17 protein-coding genes are annotated in these 18,439 nt (G+C 65.5%); 5 read left to right on the top strand and 12 right to left on the bottom strand.

Translation table 11 applies throughout. The annotated features are described in order from the left end of the window. Positions 1 to 139 precede the first annotated feature (139 nt). Complete coding sequence (gene atzF, locus BRADO_RS31645; protein ID WP_041757891.1) at positions 140 to 1,930, top strand: allophanate hydrolase; 1,791 nt, start codon at positions 140 to 142, stop codon at positions 1,928 to 1,930. 145 nt (positions 1,931 to 2,075) lie between these two features. Here the strand turns inward: atzF and BRADO_RS31650 are convergent, their stop codons facing one another. The 10 genes from BRADO_RS31650 to BRADO_RS33400 all read right to left on the bottom strand — a co-directional run bounded on the left by BRADO_RS31650 (position 2,076) and on the right by BRADO_RS33400 (position 13,592). Continuing rightward, positions 2,076 to 3,422, bottom strand: a complete 1,347-nt coding sequence (locus tag BRADO_RS31650; RefSeq protein ID WP_050781079.1) for an IS1182-like element ISBrsp2 family transposase — start codon at positions 3,420 to 3,422, stop codon at positions 2,076 to 2,078. Positions 3,423 to 3,651: 229 nt separating this feature from the next. Beyond that, positions 3,652 to 4,383 (bottom strand): GntR family transcriptional regulator, encoded by a 732-nt coding sequence (locus BRADO_RS31655; RefSeq protein ID WP_041757201.1) that lies wholly within the window; start codon positions 4,381 to 4,383, stop codon positions 3,652 to 3,654. Positions 4,384 to 4,386: 3 nt separating this feature from the next. Then, positions 4,387 to 4,779 (bottom strand): oxalurate catabolism protein HpxZ, encoded by a 393-nt coding sequence (gene hpxZ / locus BRADO_RS31660; RefSeq protein ID WP_012030276.1) that lies wholly within the window; start codon positions 4,777 to 4,779, stop codon positions 4,387 to 4,389. After that, positions 4,760 to 6,160 (bottom strand): AtzE family amidohydrolase, encoded by a 1,401-nt coding sequence (locus BRADO_RS31665; RefSeq protein ID WP_041757202.1) that lies wholly within the window; start codon positions 6,158 to 6,160, stop codon positions 4,760 to 4,762. Before BRADO_RS31665 ends, hpxZ begins: the two co-directional genes overlap by 20 nt. Before the next feature lie 10 nt (positions 6,161 to 6,170). Then, a complete protein-coding gene (locus BRADO_RS31670) occupies positions 6,171 to 6,362 on the bottom strand; it encodes a DUF4089 domain-containing protein (protein WP_012030278.1) in 192 nt (63 codons plus the stop codon). A gap of 13 nt (positions 6,363 to 6,375) precedes the next feature. Then, positions 6,376 to 8,202, bottom strand: coding sequence for an ABC transporter ATP-binding protein (locus BRADO_RS31675; RefSeq protein WP_012030279.1), 1,827 nt, complete (start codon positions 8,200 to 8,202; stop codon positions 6,376 to 6,378). A gap of 177 nt (positions 8,203 to 8,379) precedes the next feature. Next, entirely contained in the window at positions 8,380 to 9,279 is a 900-nt protein-coding gene (locus BRADO_RS31680; RefSeq protein WP_012030280.1) for an ABC transporter permease, read from the bottom strand. Next, positions 9,276 to 10,289, bottom strand: a complete 1,014-nt coding sequence (locus BRADO_RS31685; RefSeq protein WP_012030281.1) for an ABC transporter permease — start codon at positions 10,287 to 10,289, stop codon at positions 9,276 to 9,278. The genes BRADO_RS31680 and BRADO_RS31685 overlap by 4 nt, the downstream gene beginning before the upstream one ends. Before the next feature lie 196 nt (positions 10,290 to 10,485). Next, a complete protein-coding gene (locus BRADO_RS31690) occupies positions 10,486 to 12,108 on the bottom strand; it encodes an ABC transporter substrate-binding protein (RefSeq protein ID WP_041757203.1) in 1,623 nt (540 codons plus the stop codon). A 194-nt stretch (positions 12,109 to 12,302) separates the two neighbouring features. Next, complete coding sequence (locus BRADO_RS33400) at positions 12,303 to 13,592, bottom strand: caspase family protein (protein ID WP_244422931.1); 1,290 nt, start codon at positions 13,590 to 13,592, stop codon at positions 12,303 to 12,305. A 138-nt stretch (positions 13,593 to 13,730) separates the two neighbouring features. On the opposite strand from BRADO_RS33400, the gene BRADO_RS31700 reads away from it, so the two are divergent. Genes BRADO_RS31700 through BRADO_RS31715 form a run of 4 tightly spaced genes read left to right on the top strand, consistent with a single transcriptional unit; the run spans position 13,731 to position 15,919 of the window. Beyond that, on the top strand, positions 13,731 to 14,393 hold the full coding sequence (locus BRADO_RS31700; RefSeq protein WP_157872640.1) for a hypothetical protein: 663 nt from the start codon (positions 13,731 to 13,733) through the stop codon (positions 14,391 to 14,393). A gap of 24 nt (positions 14,394 to 14,417) precedes the next feature. Continuing rightward, on the top strand, positions 14,418 to 14,882 hold the full coding sequence (locus tag BRADO_RS31705; protein ID WP_244422932.1) for a hypothetical protein: 465 nt from the start codon (positions 14,418 to 14,420) through the stop codon (positions 14,880 to 14,882). Positions 14,883 to 14,931: 49 nt separating this feature from the next. Next, positions 14,932 to 15,426 (top strand): hypothetical protein, encoded by a 495-nt coding sequence (locus BRADO_RS31710; RefSeq protein ID WP_244422933.1) that lies wholly within the window; start codon positions 14,932 to 14,934, stop codon positions 15,424 to 15,426. 22 nt (positions 15,427 to 15,448) lie between these two features. Further along, positions 15,449 to 15,919: a hypothetical protein gene (locus BRADO_RS31715; protein ID WP_012030287.1), complete on the top strand. Its 471-nt coding sequence runs from the start codon at positions 15,449 to 15,451 to the stop codon at positions 15,917 to 15,919. A 10-nt stretch (positions 15,920 to 15,929) separates the two neighbouring features. Here BRADO_RS31715 and BRADO_RS31720 read toward each other — a convergent pair whose 3' ends face one another. Beyond that, positions 15,930 to 16,883, bottom strand: coding sequence for a phosphotransferase (locus BRADO_RS31720; protein WP_041757207.1), 954 nt, complete (start codon positions 16,881 to 16,883; stop codon positions 15,930 to 15,932). After that, positions 16,883 to 18,190 carry a sn-glycerol-3-phosphate ABC transporter substrate-binding protein UgpB gene (ugpB, locus tag BRADO_RS31725; RefSeq protein WP_085972910.1) on the bottom strand — a complete coding sequence of 436 codons (1,308 nt, stop codon included), beginning with the start codon at positions 18,188 to 18,190 and terminating at the stop codon, positions 16,883 to 16,885. Before ugpB ends, BRADO_RS31720 begins: the two co-directional genes overlap by 1 nt. Positions 18,191 to 18,439: the final 249 nt, after the last annotated feature.

Raw genomic sequence — 18,439 nt, forward strand, 5'->3', positions numbered from 1 at the left:
ACCTATTTTGGAGATTGCCCACGCGCCGGCAATGTACACAATGGCACGGCGCTTGCTAACCTCGACGTCAGACCGGCGACGCGGAGCGTAACGATATGGCAAGCGAGACTTCGGGCTCACGACAGACGTGGAGCGCCGCGTGAGCGAAACCGTCGCTGAAATCCTCGCCGCCCATCGCGCCGGCCTGATCACACCCCGAGACACAATCGCCCGCTGCTACGAGCGGATTCGCGCCCATGGCGATCCCGCGATCTTCATCAATCTGCGTGACGAGGCCGAGGCGCTGGCCGAGGCGGACAGCCTGCTCGGGAAAGATCCCGCCGCGCTGCCGCTCTACGGCGTGCCGGTTGCGGTCAAGGACAACATCGACGTTGCCGGCCTGCCGACCACCGCCGCCTGCCCGGCCTTCGCCTATACGCCCACGCGGGATTCGACCGCGGTGGCGCGGCTGCGGGCGGCCGGCGCGATCATCATCGGCAAGACCAATCTCGACCAGTTCGCCACCGGCCTCGTCGGCGCGCGGTCGCCCTATGGCATTCCGAAAAACCCGGTGCGCGGCGATCTGGTGCCGGGCGGCTCGAGCTCCGGCTCGGCGGTCGCCGTGTCGGCGGGTCTCGTTCCGCTCTCGCTTGGAACGGACACAGCCGGCTCGGGCCGCGTGCCGGCGATGCTGAACAACATTGTCGGGTTGAAGCCGAGCCTTGGCATGATCTCGACCACCGGACTGGTGCCGGCCTGCCGGACGCTCGACTGCATCTCGGTGTTCTCGCTGACGGTCGACGATGCGGTCACCGCGCTGTCTGTGATGACGGCGCCCGATCAGCTCGATCCGTTCTCGCGTGACCGGCCGCTGGCCGCGGTGACGACCTTTCCCAAGGGGGTAAAGCTCGGCGTTCCCCGTCCCGGCCAACTGATCTTCTTCGGCGACAAGGCCGCGGAAGCCGCCTATGGCGCGGCCGCGGCGCGCTTCGTCAAGCTCGGCGCCGAGCTGGTCGAATTCGATCTCGAGCCGTTCTATGAGACGGCGCGGCTGCTCTATGAAGGTCCGTGGGTCGCCGAGCGCTATCTCGTGATCCGCGATCTGCTGGCGTCGGATCCCGACGCGATTCACCCGGTGACGCGCGAGATCACCATCGGCGGCGCCCGCGGCAGCGCGGCCGACACCTTCGCGGCGCTGTATCGGCTGCAGGCGCTGCGCAAGGTCGCCGAGCGCACCTTCGGCGAGATCGATGCGATGCTGCTGCCGACCGCGCCGACCGCCTACACGACCGCGGAGGTGCTCGCCGATCCGATCCTGCTCAACAGCCGGCTCGGCACCTACACCAACTTCGTCAACCTGCTCGATCTGTGCGGCCTCGCAGTGCCGGCCGCGATGCGTGGCGACGGCATTCCGTTCGGCGTCACGCTGCTGGCGCCCGCCGGCCGCGATGCCGCGCTCGCCAGCCTGGGCCGCGCCTTCCATGCGGACACCGCGCTGCCAGTCGGCGCCAAGCCGGTGCCGCAGCCGCCGCTCGCGCCGATATCGCCGTCGCTGCATGGCGACGAGATCGCCGTCGTCGTGGTCGGCGCACATCTCTCCGGCATGGCGCTGAATCACGAGCTGACCAGCCTCGGCGGCCGTATGCTGGAGGCGGCATCGACCGCGCCGGACTACAAGCTCTACGCGCTGTCGACGACGCCGCCCAAGCCCGGCATGCTCAGGATCGAGGATGGCAAGGGGACCGCGATGGTCGTCGAACTATGGGCCCTGTCGGCGGCGAGCTTCGGCAAGTTCGTCAACCTCATCCCGCCGCCGCTGTCGATCGGGACGATCAGGCTGGCCGATGGCCGCAGCGCCAAGGGCTTTCTGGTCGAGCCCGCCGCACTCGACGGCGCACGCGACATTTCGGAATTCGGCGGCTGGCGCGCCTACATGGCGCAGAAGGGCTGAGAACAGCGAAGCCGTAGAGCTTGTGAGCCAATTTGAGTTCAGGGCTGAGTTTGCGACGAGGGGGCTGTCGCCGCGGGATAGCCGTTGTGGGCGGCTCTGTGCGGCGGATTGTCCCGGAGGATCCCTCGGATGCCGCTCCCGGCGACTATGATGCTGCTTTTTGACAGGCGATGAGGTGCAATCCTTGCAGAAGGTTGTTGGTGAACGCGTACCAGCTCACGACGGCGCGAACCTTGTCGATGCCGCGTACCGTCACTTGCCGGAGGTCCCAGTTGCGCCAGCGGGCGTGGATGCATTCGCACAGCGAGCGGAGCTGATACTGAGCCTTGCCGGCTTCGCTCGCCATGCGCGCTCGCCAGGCCGCCACACCAGGGCCATCGGTATCTCGGGGCAGATAAGGATCAACACCGCTTTTTTGCGAGCGCGGCGGACAGTAGATCTCGATGTTCTGGCCATGCGCCCATTCGATGTCGTCGCCACGGCAGTATCCGCCATCGACGAGGTAGCGCCTGGGCAGGCGTTGCAGCTTGTCGCGCAGCCGCTCCAGCATCGGTCGCATCAGGCCGCCGTCTGATCCGTTGTTGTCGATGTCGATTGCGACCACGATCATCGCAGCTGCAGCGCTGACGACCTGCACGTTGTAGGCGGGACGGAAGCCGGCATCGGCCATCTTCATCCGCCGCGCCTGCGGATCGGTGGTGGAGGCCCGAGGCTCCTTCGGCTTCTTGCCGTTACCGCCTTTTTCCTCGAGCTTCTGGCGCTTGCGCTTGATCTCCTCCAGCGCCGCCTGCGCCGCTTCGACCTTCTGTTTATGCTCGCGTGCGGCGCGCTCACGCGCCGCGCGGATGCGCCGGTTGCTGGCTTCTGGATCTGCATCGACTTCCCGCTTGAGCTCTTCCACCACCTCCGTTGCTTCCGCCAGCTTCTGCTGCAGCCTCGCTTCGCGCCGGAACGAGCTGGCCCCCGCATTGGCGCGGATCCGCACCCCGTCCTGTGCCAGCGTATCGAGATCGACCAGCCCGGCCTCGCTCAACGCCGCCAGATGTTCGCTCATCAGGCGGTCGAGCACATCGGCACAGCCGACGCGGAAGTCCGATAGCGTGTGATAGTTCAGCGATACCCCGCCACACAGCCAGCGATAGGCATCATGGCTCTCGCACAGGCGATCCAGCGCCCGAGCACTGCCGACGCCGTCGCTGGTGGCATAGAGCCAGAGCGCCAGCAAAAGGCGTGGCGACGGTGCCGGATGACCAGGCCTGTTCTCCCGCGCCTTCACTCGGTCTTCCAACTCGCTCAGGTCGAGCGTCTCGACATAGGTCCAGATCATCCGCGCCGGATGATCCTGCCCGATCAGGCTGTCGATATCGACCGCGCGCAGCTCGACCTGGTTGCGCTCCGGAACCCGCAGACGAGGCGCACCCTTCGGAAGCTCCCGCGCTTTGGGACCCGACTGCTCCGGCAATCCATCGAAAAGCTCGTCCTTAGCCATCATGACCTCCAGCAAACCGCTCCGCTCAGAGAATCATAGTCAGCGAGAATAGGCATCGAAAGATTCACAGCCTCGTAGGGTGGCCAAAGCGGCCGCCGCCAGGTGGCAGCGTGCCGACCGTCGGGCAGCGTGCTCATCAGTACGGCGGTGGGCACGGCGCCACAGACATCCCGTGCACGGAAACTGCACGGCAGCGCCTTTGCCCACCCTACAGCTCAAACTGCGAGCTATGCTACACCGACACCGCGTAGATCTCGTACTCGCCGCGGACCAGCTCGATATGGGCTTTCATCGCGCTCGCAGCACCTGCTTTGTCGCCGCGCATGATGGCGACGACGACGCGGTCGTGCTCGGCATGCGACTTGGCGAGACGGCCGAGGTTGCGGAACTGGGCGCGGCGGAACGGCTGCACCCGGACCCGCGTCGCCAAGGTGATCTCGGCGATATAGGTGTTATGCGCGCCCGCATAGATCGAATTGTGGAAACGCTCATTGACCTCGTGAAAGCGCTCGGGATTGCCGGCATGGCTGAGGTTGCGCAACTCCTCATGAATGGCTTCGAGCCGCTGCCGCTCCACCGGCGTCATGCGCTGCGCGGCAAGCCCCGCGCACAGGCCTTCCAACTCGGCCATGGCCTCGAACATGCCCGTGAGACGATCGACGGAGGGGCGCGCGACGACGGCGCCGCGATGCGCGCGTGCCTCGATCAAGCCGGAGGCCGCAAGCTGGCGCAGCGCCTCGCGCACCGGCGTACGTGACACGTTGAAGCGCTTCGCGATCTCGGTTTCGTCCAGCGGTGCGCCCGGCGCCAGCGCGCCACGCACGATGTCATCGGCGAGTTGCAGGCGCAGCTCCTCTGCGCGCGTGATCTTCGCCACCGCAGGCGGCGCACGCTCGGGGCGCGGCATCTCGGAAACGCGAGCGATCCGCTGGCGCGTGCGCGGCGGAAGATCGTCCAGGCTCATGCCTCAGCCGCCTTTTGCTTCGTCGATGATGCTGACATGGGCGGCGACAATTCTCCAGCCCTCCGGAAACCGGATCCATGTCTGCATCTGCCGCCCGACCTTGCCCGGCGCGCTGTCGCGATAGAACAGCGTGGAGGCGACGGCGGTGTCGCGGCCATAGGTCGAGATCACGGTGCGAGCCGTGCGCCGCATCAGTCCGATCGGCGACCGCGCCGAGCGGAACGCCGAGATCTCGCCATAGCCGTAGAGGTTCTCGCCGATGCCGTAGCGCAGCGTTCGCGCGTCGTTGCGAAACAGCTCGTCGAGCACGGCGACGTCGTTGCTGACCAGGGCCTGTTCATACCGCTGGAACTGGGCGGTGACCTCCGCGACGACGTCAGGCAGATCGACTTCCATTCTCCAGAACTCCTCTCGGGGCCGGCGCGGCGGCCACGCCAAGCTGTTGCAAGGCGTGGGCCACACGCAATGCGACATGTTCACACCAGGGCGCGGCGATGATCTGCACGCCGATGGGCATCGGCGCGAGCGGAATCGGCACGGCGACGACGGGAAGTCCGATGAACGAGATCGGCTGGGTATGGATGCCGATATTGGCGCGCACCGGTAGCTCGACGCCATCCAGCACGAAGGTTGCCTGCCCCAGTTTCGGCGCGACGCATGGCGTCGCGGGCGCGATCAGCACGTCGACCGATCTGAACAGCTCCAGCACCTTCGCCCGATACCAGCGGCGGAATTTCTGCGCGCGGTCGACCATCGGCGCCGGGATCATCGCGCCGGCGATCAAACGATCGCGCACCGCGGGATCGAAATCATCGGGACGCGTGCGCAGCCGGTCGAGATGCAGCGATGCACCTTCGGTCGTGCTGATGACGTAGGCCGCAGCGCGGGCGCGCGCCGCTTCGGGCACCTCGATGACCTGCGTCACCTTCAGAGCGGCGACAACGCGACTGACGGCTTCGGCCGCTTCGGGAAACAGGTTCTTCTGAAAGTGACCGCCGGCGATCGCGATGCGCAGACCGTCGAGCCCCTGCGAGAGCTGGCCAGACACCGGCTCCGGAGCACGCGAGGTGCAAGCGGCATCGTCGGAATCCGGCCCCTGCATCACGTCATAGGCAAGCGCGAGATCCTCGACCGAGCGGGCGAACGGACCGAGATGATCGAGGCTCATCACGAACGGAAACGAGCGCGCGCGCGACAGCCGACCATAGGTCGGCTTCAGACCGAAGATGCCGCAGAACGACGAGGGCACGCGGATCGAGCCATTGGTGTCGGAGCCGAGCGCGATCGGCACCAGGCCGCCGCCGACGGCGCTGCCCGAGCCGCCCGACGAGCCGCCGCTCATCCGGGTCGGATCATGCGGATTGCGCGACGGGCCATCATGGATGTTCTCGCCGGTGAAGTCATAGGCGTATTCGCCCATGTTGAGCGCGCCAACGAGAACGGCGCCCGCGGCTTCCATTCGCTCGATCAGCGTCGAGTCGCGCGGCGCGGGTGCGCGATCACGATTGATCTTGGAGCCGGCGCGGGTCGGCAGATCAGCGACGTCGAACAGGTTCTTTACCGCGAACGGCACCCCGGCGAGCGGCCCGACAGGTTTTCCGGCCGCGATATCGGCATCGACGGCGCGTGCCTTCGCCCGCGCCCGCTCGGCGGTGATGTCGGTAAAGGAATTGAGCACACCATCGCGGGCCGCGATCCGCGCCAGCGCGGCGTCGGTGGCCTCGACAGCGGTGAGCTTGCGGGCGGCGACCGCGGCGGCAATGGCGCCTGCGGTCATCTCGGAAGAATCAAGCGGTGAAGACACTGGCAGGCTCGGCTTCGTCAGGCAGGGAGAATTCATCGACCAGCTTCGCCATTTTCAGCGAGACCTCGAGATTGGCGCGGATCGCCGGCCGCCATGCGTCATTGATCGGCAAGCCCAAGGCGCGCCCGACCACGTCGATATAATCGTCCCAAGATTTGTCCGATGGCTCAGCCATGCAGCTCTCCCCCTCAATGCGCCGGCAGCGGCGGATGCGGAATCGCGGTCAGCAGCTCGCGCGTATAGGCGTCCTGTGGATCACCTAGCACACGTTCGGACGTGCCTTCCTCGACGATTCGGCCCGACCGCATCACGATCACACGATCGCACAACAGCCGCACCACGTTCAAATCATGGGAGACGAACAGATAGCTCATCCCTAACTGCTGCTTGAGATCCTGCAGCAGGTTGAGCACGACCGCCTGCACCGAGACGTCGAGCGCCGCGGTCGGCTCGTCGAGGATGACGAGCTTCGGGTGCAACGCAATCGCCCGCGCGATGCCGACGCGCGCTTTCTGTCCGCCCGACAATTGGTGCGGAAAACGGTCGAGGAGGTTCAGCGGCAGGCCGACCATGGTGGCGAGTTCCTCGCAGCGCGCACGCAGCGCATCGCGGCCTTTGATGTCGCCGAGCTGCAGGATCGGATCGGCGATGGCGCGGGCCGCCGTGAAGCGCGGATTGAGGCTGTCGGTCGGATCCTGAAACACCATCTGGATGCGGCTGCGCTGCGGCAGCCGCGCGAAGGCCTGCGGCAGGATGTTGCCGATCTCCTCGCCGTCGAAGCTGATGCGGCCCGAGGTCTGATCGAGCAACCGCATCACCATCATCGACGTCGTCGACTTGCCGCAGCCGGACTCGCCGACCAGCCCGACGCTCTCGCCATGACCGACGGTGAAGCTGATGCCGTCGACGGCACGGAACACCTCGGGCTCGACCGCCGGCTTGCGCCCGAACAGTTTCGACAAGGTCGCGGAGGCGCCCTGGCGGGGATATTCCTTGACCAGCTTGTCGACGAGGAGAAGCGGCTTGCTTTTACTCGTACTATGCTCGCGTTCTCCGCTCCGCTCGCCCTCCCCGCTCCGCTCGTCACCCCCGGGCTTGACTCGGGGGTCCATCTCCTTGAGCGACTCTTGCGACGTGGGATGGATCGCCGGGTCAAGCCCGGCGATGACGGGCTGTGGTGTGGGCGACGCCTCATCCTCCGGCAGGAGATCGCGCAGAGACACACCGAGCCGCGGCGTCGCGCGCATCAGCTTGCGTGTGTACGGATGCTGCGGATTGGCGAAAATATCGGTGGCCTTGGCGGTCTCGACCACGCGGCCCTTCTCCATCACGACGACGCGGTCGCAATAGGCTGCCGCGAGGCCGAGATCATGCGTGATCAGGATCGTCGACATGCCCCGGCTCTTGGTGAGCTCCACGACGAGATCCATCACCGCCTTCTGCGTGGTTACGTCGAGGCCGGTGGTCGGCTCGTCGGCGATCAGGAGTTGCGGATTGCAGGCCAGCGCCAGCGCGATCACGACGCGCTGGCACATGCCGCCGGACAATTCGAACGGATAGGCGTGATAGCGCTCGCGCGGGCGGGTGATCTTGACCTGCTCGAGGGCGGCGATGGCCTTCTCGGCGCGATCGCTCGCGGCCGCCTGGGCGTGCTGCTTCAGCACATCCTCGATCTGCTGGCCGACTTTCCGGATCGGGTTGAGCGCGGCGCGCGGGTTCTGGAAGATCATGGAAATCTCCCGCCCGCGCAGGTCGCGCATCTCGGTCTCCGCGGCCGCCTTGACGTCGACGCCGGAGAACATCACCGAGCCCTCGGCGATGCGCCCGGCGCGGTCGAGAATGCGCATCACGGCGTAGGACGTCACCGACTTGCCCGAGCCGGACTCGCCGACGATCGCGAGTGTCTCGCCCTTGGCGACGGAGATGTCGACATGCTGCACCGCCTTGACGATGCCGCGGCGAGTGGAGAATTCGACGGTGAGATCGCGAACGTCGAGCAGCGGCTGCGCGGTCATGATGCTCTCCCGTATTGGCGTCCGTCATGCGCGGGCTTGACCCGCCTGCGGGGCAGAAGCCCCTTCGGCGCGGCGAAGGCCTGCGCATCCATCAAAACCAACAAGTTCGTCGTCGGTCGATGGATTGCCGGGTCGAGCCCGGCAATGACGGAGTTTTGGTGTGGTCCGCTCATCGCCTCACGTCCTGCGCTGCGGGTCGACGATGTCACGCAGACCGTCGCCGAGCAGGTTGAAGCAGAACACGGCGATCATCAGCGCCAGGCCGGGGAACAGCGCGATCCACCATTCCCCCGACACCATGAAGGACGCGCCTTCGGCGACCATGATGCCCCATTCCGCCGTGGGCGGCCGCACGCCGAGGCCGATGAAGGACAGGCCCGCTGCGTTGAGGATCGCGTAGCCCATGGTGAGCGACATCTGCACGATCATGATCGGCATGATGTTGGGCAGGATGTGGCCGAGCAAGATGCGCATCTCGCTGTTGCCCGACAGCCGTGCCGCCTGCACGAAGCCGGCATTGCGGCGGACATTGGCTTCCGCGCGCGCGACGCGCGCATATAGTGGGAAGTTCACGATCGCGGTGGCGATGATGATGTTCTGCACGGTGTTGCCGAGCGCGGCGACGATGCCCATCGCCAGCACGAACAGCGGGAACGCCATGATGGTGTCGGCGACGCGTCCGACGATGCGGTCGGTCCAGCCGCCGAAGAACCCGGCTGCGACTCCGGCGAGGCCGCCCATGAAAAACACCAGCGCGACCGAGGCCACCGCGATGAAGGTGTCGAGCCGGGTCGCGACCACGACGCGGCTGAAGATGTCACGGCCGAGCTGATCGGTGCCGAACCAGTGCGCCGCCGATGGCGGCTTCAATGCGGATGCCGTATCGCTGGCCAACGGGTCATAAGGCACGATCCACGGCCCGAGGACCGCCGCGAACAAGATGACCACCAGCAGCCCGAAGGCGAAGCCGGTGACTTTGTTTTCGGCGAGCACGTAGCGCGTGTGCCCGATCAGGGCCACGATGCTGGACGTGCGGGCGGATGCGGCAGGTTCAATGGTCGGCGCGACAGTGCTCATCCTTCCAACCTCACACGCGGGTCGATGACGCCATAGAGAATGTCGATGACGAGGTTGAGGACGACGTACATGACCGCCATGGTCAGCACGAAGCCCTGCACCGGCGCAAAGTCGGAGGCGATCAGCGCCTCGACTGCATAGGAGCCGATGCCAGGCCAGGCGAACACCTTTTCCACCAGCACATTGGCGCCGAGCAGGAAGGAGAACACCATGGACAGGGTCGTGATCACCGGCAGCATCGCGTTGCGGAAGGCGTAGGTGACGGTGACCGTCGAGGGCGACAGGCCGGACGCGCGCGCGGTGCGGACGAACTCCGACGACAGCACCGACAGCATCGACGCCCGTGTCATGCGCGCGACCGGCGCCAGCGAGAAGATCGCGAGCGTCGCCGCGGGCAGAATCAGCTGGCTCAGCGCCGAGCGGAACGCCTCGCCGTCACCAGCGATCAGCGTATCGATCAGATAGAACCCGGTCACGCTGTTCGGCGCGCTGTAGAACACGTCGAGCCGGCCGAGCGGCGCTGGCGACCAGCCGAGGCGGAAATAGAACACATAGACCAGCACGAGCCCGGTGAAGAACACCGGCAGCGAAACACCGGCCGTCGTGACGACGCGACAGGTGTGGTCGATCCATGACCCCGGCCGCGTCGCCGCGAGCACGCCGAGCGGCAGCGCAATTGCAACCGAGACCAGAAGGCCAAGCAGTGTCAGTTCGGCCGAGGCCGGCAGGCGGTTGCGAATTTCGGTGGCGACAGGTTGGCCGGTCGTCAGCGAGCTGCCGAGATCCCCATGGGCGAGATCGACGGTGTAGCGGAAGAACTGCTCGACCAGCGGCTTGTCGAAGCCGAGCTTCTTGCGGATCTGCTCGACGGCTTCCTTAGTGGCGGCGGGGCCGGCGAAATAGGCGGCGGGATCGCCGGGCAGCGCGCGCGTGAGCAGGAAGGTGACGATCACGACGCCGATCAGCGACGGAATGGCGAAGGCGAGGCGCTTTGCGACGAGGCTCAGCATGGGCGGGGCCTCGCTGAAATGGGTACCGTTCGCGCTGCAAAGAGCAGACGGCTCCCTCCCCCCTTGTGGGGGAGGGTTGGAGAGAGGAGTGAGCCGAGAAGGTGGTGCCTGTGGCTACCCCCCTCCCTGCCCCTCCCCCACAAGGGTGGAGGGAATGAAAGAGATCGGGCCGCCTCACTCACCCCAGCCACGCCGCTCACCCCTTCACCAGCGCGCGATAGTCGAGGCGGCGGTGGAACCAGTACTGATAGCCGGAGATGTTCTTCTGCATCGCGACGTTGACGAACGGCTGATACAGCGGAATGCGCGGCACGTCGGCGAAGGCGAGGTCGACGAAGCCCTTGACGTCGGCATCGTAGGCCGCCTTGTCGCCCGTCGAGGCAGCATCGCGGGCGCCGTTGATGAGCTTGTCCATCTCCGGCGACTTGTAGCTCATCGTGTTGAACACGGAATTGTTGCCGTGATAGCACCAGTAGAAGAAGTATTCGGGGTAATCGAGCCAGCCTGAGAAGATGTTGGTGAAGAGCGGCATCTCCTTCTTGTTCAGCTCGGTGCGCCAGTTGGCGCCGGGCACCTTGTTGATCGTGGTCTTGATCCCGAGCTGCGCGAGGCTCTCCTGCACCAGCACGCAGAGCGGCTCGTTGACCTGCGCGAAGTTCAGATCGAACGAGATCGTCGTCTCGAACCCGTTGGCGTAGCCGGCCTCGGCCAGCAGCGCCTTCGCCTTCTCCATGTCGGTGACATACTTCGTCGGCTGCGGCCAGGCCACCTCGGTCGCCTTGTCGGCCGGTGCCCCGAACATCGGATTGGCGAGGCCGAACATTACGGCGTCGATGATCTTCTGATAGGGCATGGCATAGGCGAGCGCCTGGCGCACCTTGGGATTATCGAATGGCGGCTTGGTCACGTTCATGCCGATGTACTGGATGCCGTTCGAGATCGGCAGCGAAATCACGGTGTGCTTGCCGTTCGACTTCATCTCCTGGAAGTCCTTGTTCGGCAGCTCATAAGAAATGTCGGCATCGCCGCGCTCCAGCAGCGCGCGGCGGTTGCCGGCCTGCGGCACCATGCGCCAGATCACGCGCCTGATCTTCGGCAGCGGCCCGCACACCCAGTCGTCGTTGCGTTCCATGACGACCTCGGTGCCGGCGGTCCACTTCGTCACCTTGTAGGCACCGGAGCCTGCCGTCTGCTGCTTGGTGTATTCGAGACCCCACGGATCCTTGTCGGTGGCGTTCTTCTTTACCAGCTCGGAATTGACCACACAGGGCACGATGACGGCGAGATCCGGAATCGTCAGACGGTCCTTCTTCAGAAAGTCGACGCGCACGGTGTAGTCGTCGACGATGACGAACTGCTCCGGCTTAGTCAGCGAGCCCGCGCTCATCTGAAAGGTCGGGAAGCCACCGACGCTGACCGCGCGGTCGAGCGACCATTTGACGTCCTTGGCGGTGACCGGCGTGCCATCGTGGAATTTGGCGTTCTTGCGCAGCTTGAAGGTCGCCGACATGTCGCCGATTGTCATGTCCTCGGCAAGCTCGGGCTTGAACTTGTCGCGGTCGTAATACGGGATGCCGCCGGGGCCACTCTTCATCTCGTGGCTGATCAGACGGTCGTAGCAATTCCACGACACCTCATAGCCCGGCACGTTGGTGCCGACGCCATGGATGTCGAGATTGTTGGGGCCGCCCTCGGACACGATGAGCAGCGTCTCGGACCGCGCGTCGGCCTTGGCGGAGGACATCACCGCCGGCGCCATCGGCAGCGCGGCGCCTGCCGCCAAACCGGACACGGACTTCAGAAAATCGCGACGCTTCATCAAGTGCTCCCACGGACTACGACCGGCGAGAGCAGAGATCGCAATCTTCGTGCCAAGCGCAGCAGCGAACCAAGTCTTTGATTAAATTTGGCTTTGCTTAGGAAGAGGCAATCGCTCCTCCGTCTCATTGCATACAAATAACGAAATTTGATTGCGTTTTAGGCAGAGCTCGACTGCTGCCCGTGGGACCGGCACTATTGGCAAAAATCTTCATTGTTGATGCGCTGACAGCGCGGGCCGGCCACCACGGCCTGGCGCGAGCAGCCGTCCTGGGTGTCGACCTTCTTCAACGCCCGGAGCGCAGCCATGGTCGGCCGGTGCCAGAGATAGTGCTCGTCGGTGAGCAGCGAGGACCGCCTGAGGCCGCCGACTGTCGGCGGATCGAACGACCCACTCGGCGATCCGCCCATGCAACCCAGCCGGGTCAGCTCCTCCTGGATGCGGGAAATTAGTTCGCGCCCTTCGAAGGTCGGCCCCGCGCTGTCCAGCACCATCGCTTCGCGCAGTCGCGATGCTGATGCGCGCGCCTCGAGCGCTTCAGGCGAGTCGGGAAACAACGAGGCCACAAGGTCGAAGGCCGCGGGCGTTCGAACCTGGCGGGCTCTCGCCAACACCTCGGCCGCCCCTGAATTGGCCGCCGGCCTGCGATCGGCGGATGCAGCTCGGCGCTGCTGCAGCACCTGGCGCGCCTGCGCGGCCTCCTCGCTGCCGGGGAAGCGGTCGACCAGCAGTTCGAACAGGGCGACATTGTCCGTTTCGGTCGCCGCCGCGAGCAGTTGGGCCGACTGGCTTGGCGGCGGCGCGGGCGGGAGGAAATAGAAGTCCTGCTCAATCGACGTGGACTCCCATGGGATCTGCTGCTCGGCTGTTGCCAGCCTGACCTGCCGGCGCACGCTCTTAAAAACGTCCTCCAGCTTCTCGCCGGGCATGCTCATCGCCTGCGCCAGGGCAAGCGCGTAGGGGCTGTGGCCGTTGTCACCGTCGAACGCGGCTTTTCCCGAGCCGGTCGCCGATGCGATGAAGGCACCATAGACCGCGCCCATCGGCGCCAGCCCGAGCAGCGCGTTCGATGTCGCCGCCCCCTCCGGGAATGGATTGTCGCGACACGCATCGAGGATCAGAATATTGACGCGGTTGCCGGCCGATGACAGTCGGTCCGCAATACGCTTGACGCTCACGGCCCGGCCGGCGATGTCCGCCTTGCGCTTGATGTCCGCGTCGACCGGCACGAGGTAATTGAGCCCGTCGCTCTCCAGACCATGGCCGGCATAGTAGAACACCGAAACGGCGTCGGGGCCGCGCTGCCTGATGACTTGTGCGAACGCCTCGACGTCCTCACCCATCGCCTTCAAATCGCGATTCGCCCTCAGCGTGACATCGAAGCCGAGCTGTCGAAGCCTTTCGGCAATCAAATCGGCGTCCTTGCCAGGATTTTCGAGCGGGCGGAGCTGCGAGTAGCGGGCGTTGCCGATGACGAGAGCCACGCGCGGCGCCGAGCTCGGTACCGTTTTCCTCTGAGCGTCGGCCGCCCAACCTGCGACGATGCCGTTCAGGACGAGCCAGACGGCGAGAGCCCCGATGGGCCAGACCGAGCGCGGGAAAAAACTTGTTCGCATGTTCGCATGATACCGAAGCGCTCACGACGCGCCACCCTCATCGAATTGACGCCAGACAGCAGCTATGGTCCGCTCCGGCATTTCCACTTGCGCAGCGCCCTGATGCCGCGACCTACAATCATAGTGCTGATCGGTTGCTTGCTGTGGAGCGGGTCGGCGACGGCGGAGGTCCTGAGCGGCCGCGAAGTCCAGAACCTTCTGGCCGGCGGCCCGGAGGGCACCACGATCGTTTTCCAAGGCGGAACCGACAAGCTGTTCTTTTCCCCGGCGCTGAAGAACAGGCTGCGGGTGAGCCCCGAACTGGGGCCCGATTTCATCAAGCGGAAGATCCTGCGCAGCACGGTCGCGGAGGGCGTGTTCGTCAGCGCGTCGATCGACAACGGCAAGCCGCGAACGATCACCGGGATTGCGGGGATCGCCGCCGACAACGACAGCGGACACGGAATCCTGACGCTGCTGCAGACATTTCCCGACGATACCAGCCTCAAGGCGTTCGAGAAGCGTGACCGGCTCTATGCCGTCGTGATCGTCGAGGATGCGCCAGGCGGCATTGTGTGCCGCAGATCACAGTGGGAGAGGCTGTTTTCACTCAAGGGGGATCCGAAGATGATGACGGTGCCGTGCGAATTCCTCGTCGGCAATGCCATCACGCCCTCGACGGGCAGGTAACAGCAGACAGCGGGACGACTGAAGATGACGAGCGCAACGTTAACGGGCCCCTCCGCCACGCGCTCCGGGCGCTGGCTGCTCATGGCAGCGCTGGCGCTGTTCACACTGCTTGCATTCCTGCCGGCACGGCCGGCCATGGCCTCAGGAGCGCTGATTGCGGCATCCAACGAAGCGACGGCCGGACTGGACGCATGCGGCACCAGGAAAAGTGCGGATCTCTACAAGTGCGTCGCCGACGTCCTCGACCGGTTGAACGCCCGGATCGCACCGATCAACGTGCCCGAGACCAAACGCGCCTTGCAGACGGCTGCACAGGAGCTGCGGTCCGCAACTTCCAAGACCCTTGCCATGTCCGCAATCGCGCGCTGCCAATCCGCCATTTCCGCCGTCATCCGTCAGGAGCGCGCAGCCGGTGGCGAAGCCAAGGGCCTTGCCGCGGTCGCCGGCGTGCTGTCCCGCGCTATGCGCCTGATCCAGAGCAAAGGCTGACCAGAAGGGGCGCGTGTCGGCGAAGGTTTCGTCTGCAAGGGGGAAAGACGTGAAACTCAGAAAGCTGTTGGAGAACGTGTCGTGCGCTTTCAGCGGGAGATGGCGACGCTGCCTGCCCGTCGCGGTGCTGGCGTTGGTCGTGCTGGCCGGCCCATGGCAGGTTCGGCCAGCGACGGCGTCGAGCGCGCTGATCGCCGCGTCGACCCAGGCGGTCGGCGGACTCGAAATGTGCAGGAGCAAGCAGGGCAAGGAGCTCTACAATTGCGTGGCCGACGTGCTCGACCGGCTGGCCTCCAACATTGGCGCGGCCAATGTCCCGGAGACGCAACGGGCGCTGCAGACCGCGGCGACCGGCTTGCGCGCCGCCACTTCCAAGGCCCAAGCCGTTTCGGCAATTGCACGCTGCCAATCGGTGATCTCCGGGTACTTGAAGCAGGTGCGCGCGGCCGGAGATCGCTATGTCCCGGGATTGGGCGACACTGGCCTGATCTCGATCTCGGGGGTGCTGTCGCGCGCGATCCAGCTGATCCAGAGCAAGGGCTGACCCACAGGCGGGACACGCAGGCATGCCTTCCGAGACGCAATCTCACCGTCTGACGCTGGCGACGATAATGCTGGCCTTGCTGGCACTGCTCGCCGCCACGCCTGTCCGGGCCGACGCAGGCATGGCTGCCGCCGCAATGTCCGCCAATGGCGGACTCGCGGCTTGCTCCGCCAACACTGGCAAGGCGCTTTACGAGTGCGTTGCCAATGTACTGGACAAACTGAGCAACGACATAACGGCGCCTGGCGTGCCGGAGACGCGCCGCGCGCTCAGCAATGCCGCGGCGGGGGTGCGTGCGGCCGCGACCAAGGCGCAGGCCCTGTCGGCCGTGACGCAGTGCCGGGCGTTGATCACGAGCGCCCTCGCCAAGGTGCGCGCGCTTGGCGGCGGCTACGTCGCCGGCTGGGGTGGCGGCGCCGGAGCTGGAGCGGGGCTGGCAGCCGTCTCCGATGTGCTCGCTCGCGCAGCCAAGCTGATCCAATCCAAAGGATGAGCGGTGCAGCTCAGTCTGGCCAGACCAGTGCCTGCAGCTCATCGAAACTGCGGACCTTGGATGGCCAGTCCGGGATGCAGATGTGCCGCACGGGATCGCTGGCCCTGTGCAACAGCATCAAGGCGAGCAGCCGGCGCTTGAACTGCCAGGTGATCTCGCCGGGCGTCAGGCCATAGCCTTCGAACAGAGCGCGCACACGTCCCCGATGGCCGGCCGCCATGAAGGCACTGGGCCCCAGCAGGTCGTATTCGCCGAACCCGGCCATGACATCGCCGAAGTCGAACAGCCCGCTCAGACGCCAGCCTCTGCCGTCCGGTGCGACCAGGAAGTTCTCCGGAATGTATTCCCCGGTCAGAATGACGGGCGATGGATCCCGCGGCAGGATTGCAGCCGCCTCCTGCAGCAGATCATCCAGCTCATCCAGCAAAGGCGACGGCAGGCCGAGCCGCTGATGGCGATCGCGGCAGGCTGCGAATTGAGCCTGCAGGAAATCGGACCAGCTCGGCCCAAGCGCGAGCAACTCGCCGGCCGGGACCCGCTGGACATCGGCGATCAGCCGGCCGAGTTGCCGGAGCATGTGCTGCTTGTCCGGCTCGTCCAGTTGCGGCCAGACCTCGGAGGCAGGATCGCCGTCGAGACGCGTCATGATCAGATAGGACCAGCCGTCGCGTTCGCCCTCGTACAGCAGTTCGGGCGTGGTCACATCGGCCAGACGACGGAACATCAGACGCAGCGTCGTCCGCTCCGACAGGAACTGGTCCCGAAGCAGGGATGGGAAGATCTTCAGGATCGCGCCGTCACCGATCGAGGCGACCAGATTGGTGCCAGCGCCAAACGGCACGAGGCGCGCGGCGGCATGGCCATGGCTCCGAGCAATGTCATGCGCAGCCGGCAGCCAGCATGCCGTATCGGCACGCAGGCGCCGCAACTGCGCGGCATCGGCGACATCAGGCAACCGCGCCATCACCGATCCGGGCTTGCGCGCTCGAATTGCCGCAGCAGGCGATTGCCGCGTTCGACGGCGGCATCCAGCGCTGCGTGCGCCGGCTTGCGGCCGCTGAACGCCTGCTCCATCTCGTCCTCGACCGCGTCGCGGATCAGCACGAAGGAGCCGAGTCGCAGGCCGCGCGAGTTCTCGGTCGGCGGATGCAGTGTCACCTGTTCGATCGAGATCGCCGTGCCCGGATTGCGGTCGTAGAAACCTTGCGCGCGGGTGAGATCGAACGCAGCCTGGGTGATCGGCAAATAGCCCGTGTTCTGATGCCAGGCCGCCTGGACATCCGGCCTTGACAGATAGGCGAAGAACTTGGCGACGCCCTTATATTCCGCGGCAGGACGGTCGCGCAGCACCCACAGCGTCGCACCACCGATGATCGAATTCTGCGGCGCGCCCGCAACGTCGGGCCAGAACGGCATCATGCCGAAGCCGACCTCGAACTTCGAGTTCGCCTTGATGTCGGCGCGCGTCGCCGAGGAGCCGATGAAGATGCCGCACTCCCCCTTCTGGAAGCGTGGCTCGGCTGCCTGACCCCGGCCGCCATAGTCGAACACTTTGCCCTTCTGCCAATCGGCGAGTTGCGCGATGTGACGCGTCACAACAGGATGATTGAAGGTCAGCACGGCGTCCAGGCCACCAAAGCCGTTGGCCTTGGTGGCGATGGGCAGATTGTGGAATGCCGCGAAGTTCTCGATATGGATCCAGGACGGCCACGACGTTGTGAAGCCGCACGCCACGCCATGCTCGCGCAGACGTTTGGCGGCCTGTCCGAGCTCTGGCCAGGTCCGCGGCGCGATCGCGGGATCGAGTCCGGCGGCGCGGAATTGATCCTTGTTGTAATAGAGGATCGGCGTCGACGCGTTGAACGGGAACGACAGCAGATTGCCGTCGGCGTCGGCATAGTAGCCGGCGACGGCCGGTAGATAGGCCGATGGCGAAAAGCTTTCCTGCTCGTCGCGCATCAATTCGAACACCGGATAGATCGCGCCCCTGGCCGCGGTCATGGTGGCCGTCGCGATCTCGTTCACCTGGACGATCGCCGGCTGGCCGCGCGAGCGAAACGCGAAGATGGCCGCGGTCACGGTCTCCGTGTAGCTGCCCTTGTAGCTCGGCACGATGCGATAATCGGACTGCGACGCGTTGAAGTCCGCCGCGAGACGGTCGACCTGCTTGCCGAGTTCGCCCGACATCGCATGCCACCACATGATGTCGGTCGCGGCATGGGCCGTCTCGGCGCAAGCAGCCGCAGCAGAAAGGATTCCAATCCAAAGCATGCGCAAGAAAATCGACACCTGACGCGAACTCCGAATCAATCAATAAAATCTCGCCGTGGACGAAAATCGCCATCGGGCGAACTCTAGAGTTCGACAACCCTTGGCTGCAACAACTTTGCGGCAAACCATTGACGCGTGGCGCTTTGGCGTCAGAATGGCCTTATAGCACCGGACGGGGGCTAAACTTGAACCTTTTTGCCGCCGGACCGACCTCATCATCAGGGGGAAAGTGTTGCCTGTGTACCGCGC

Origin of the sequence: Bradyrhizobium sp. ORS 278, from assembly GCF_000026145.1 — a bacterium.
GTDB lineage: Bacteria > Pseudomonadota > Alphaproteobacteria > Rhizobiales > Xanthobacteraceae > Bradyrhizobium.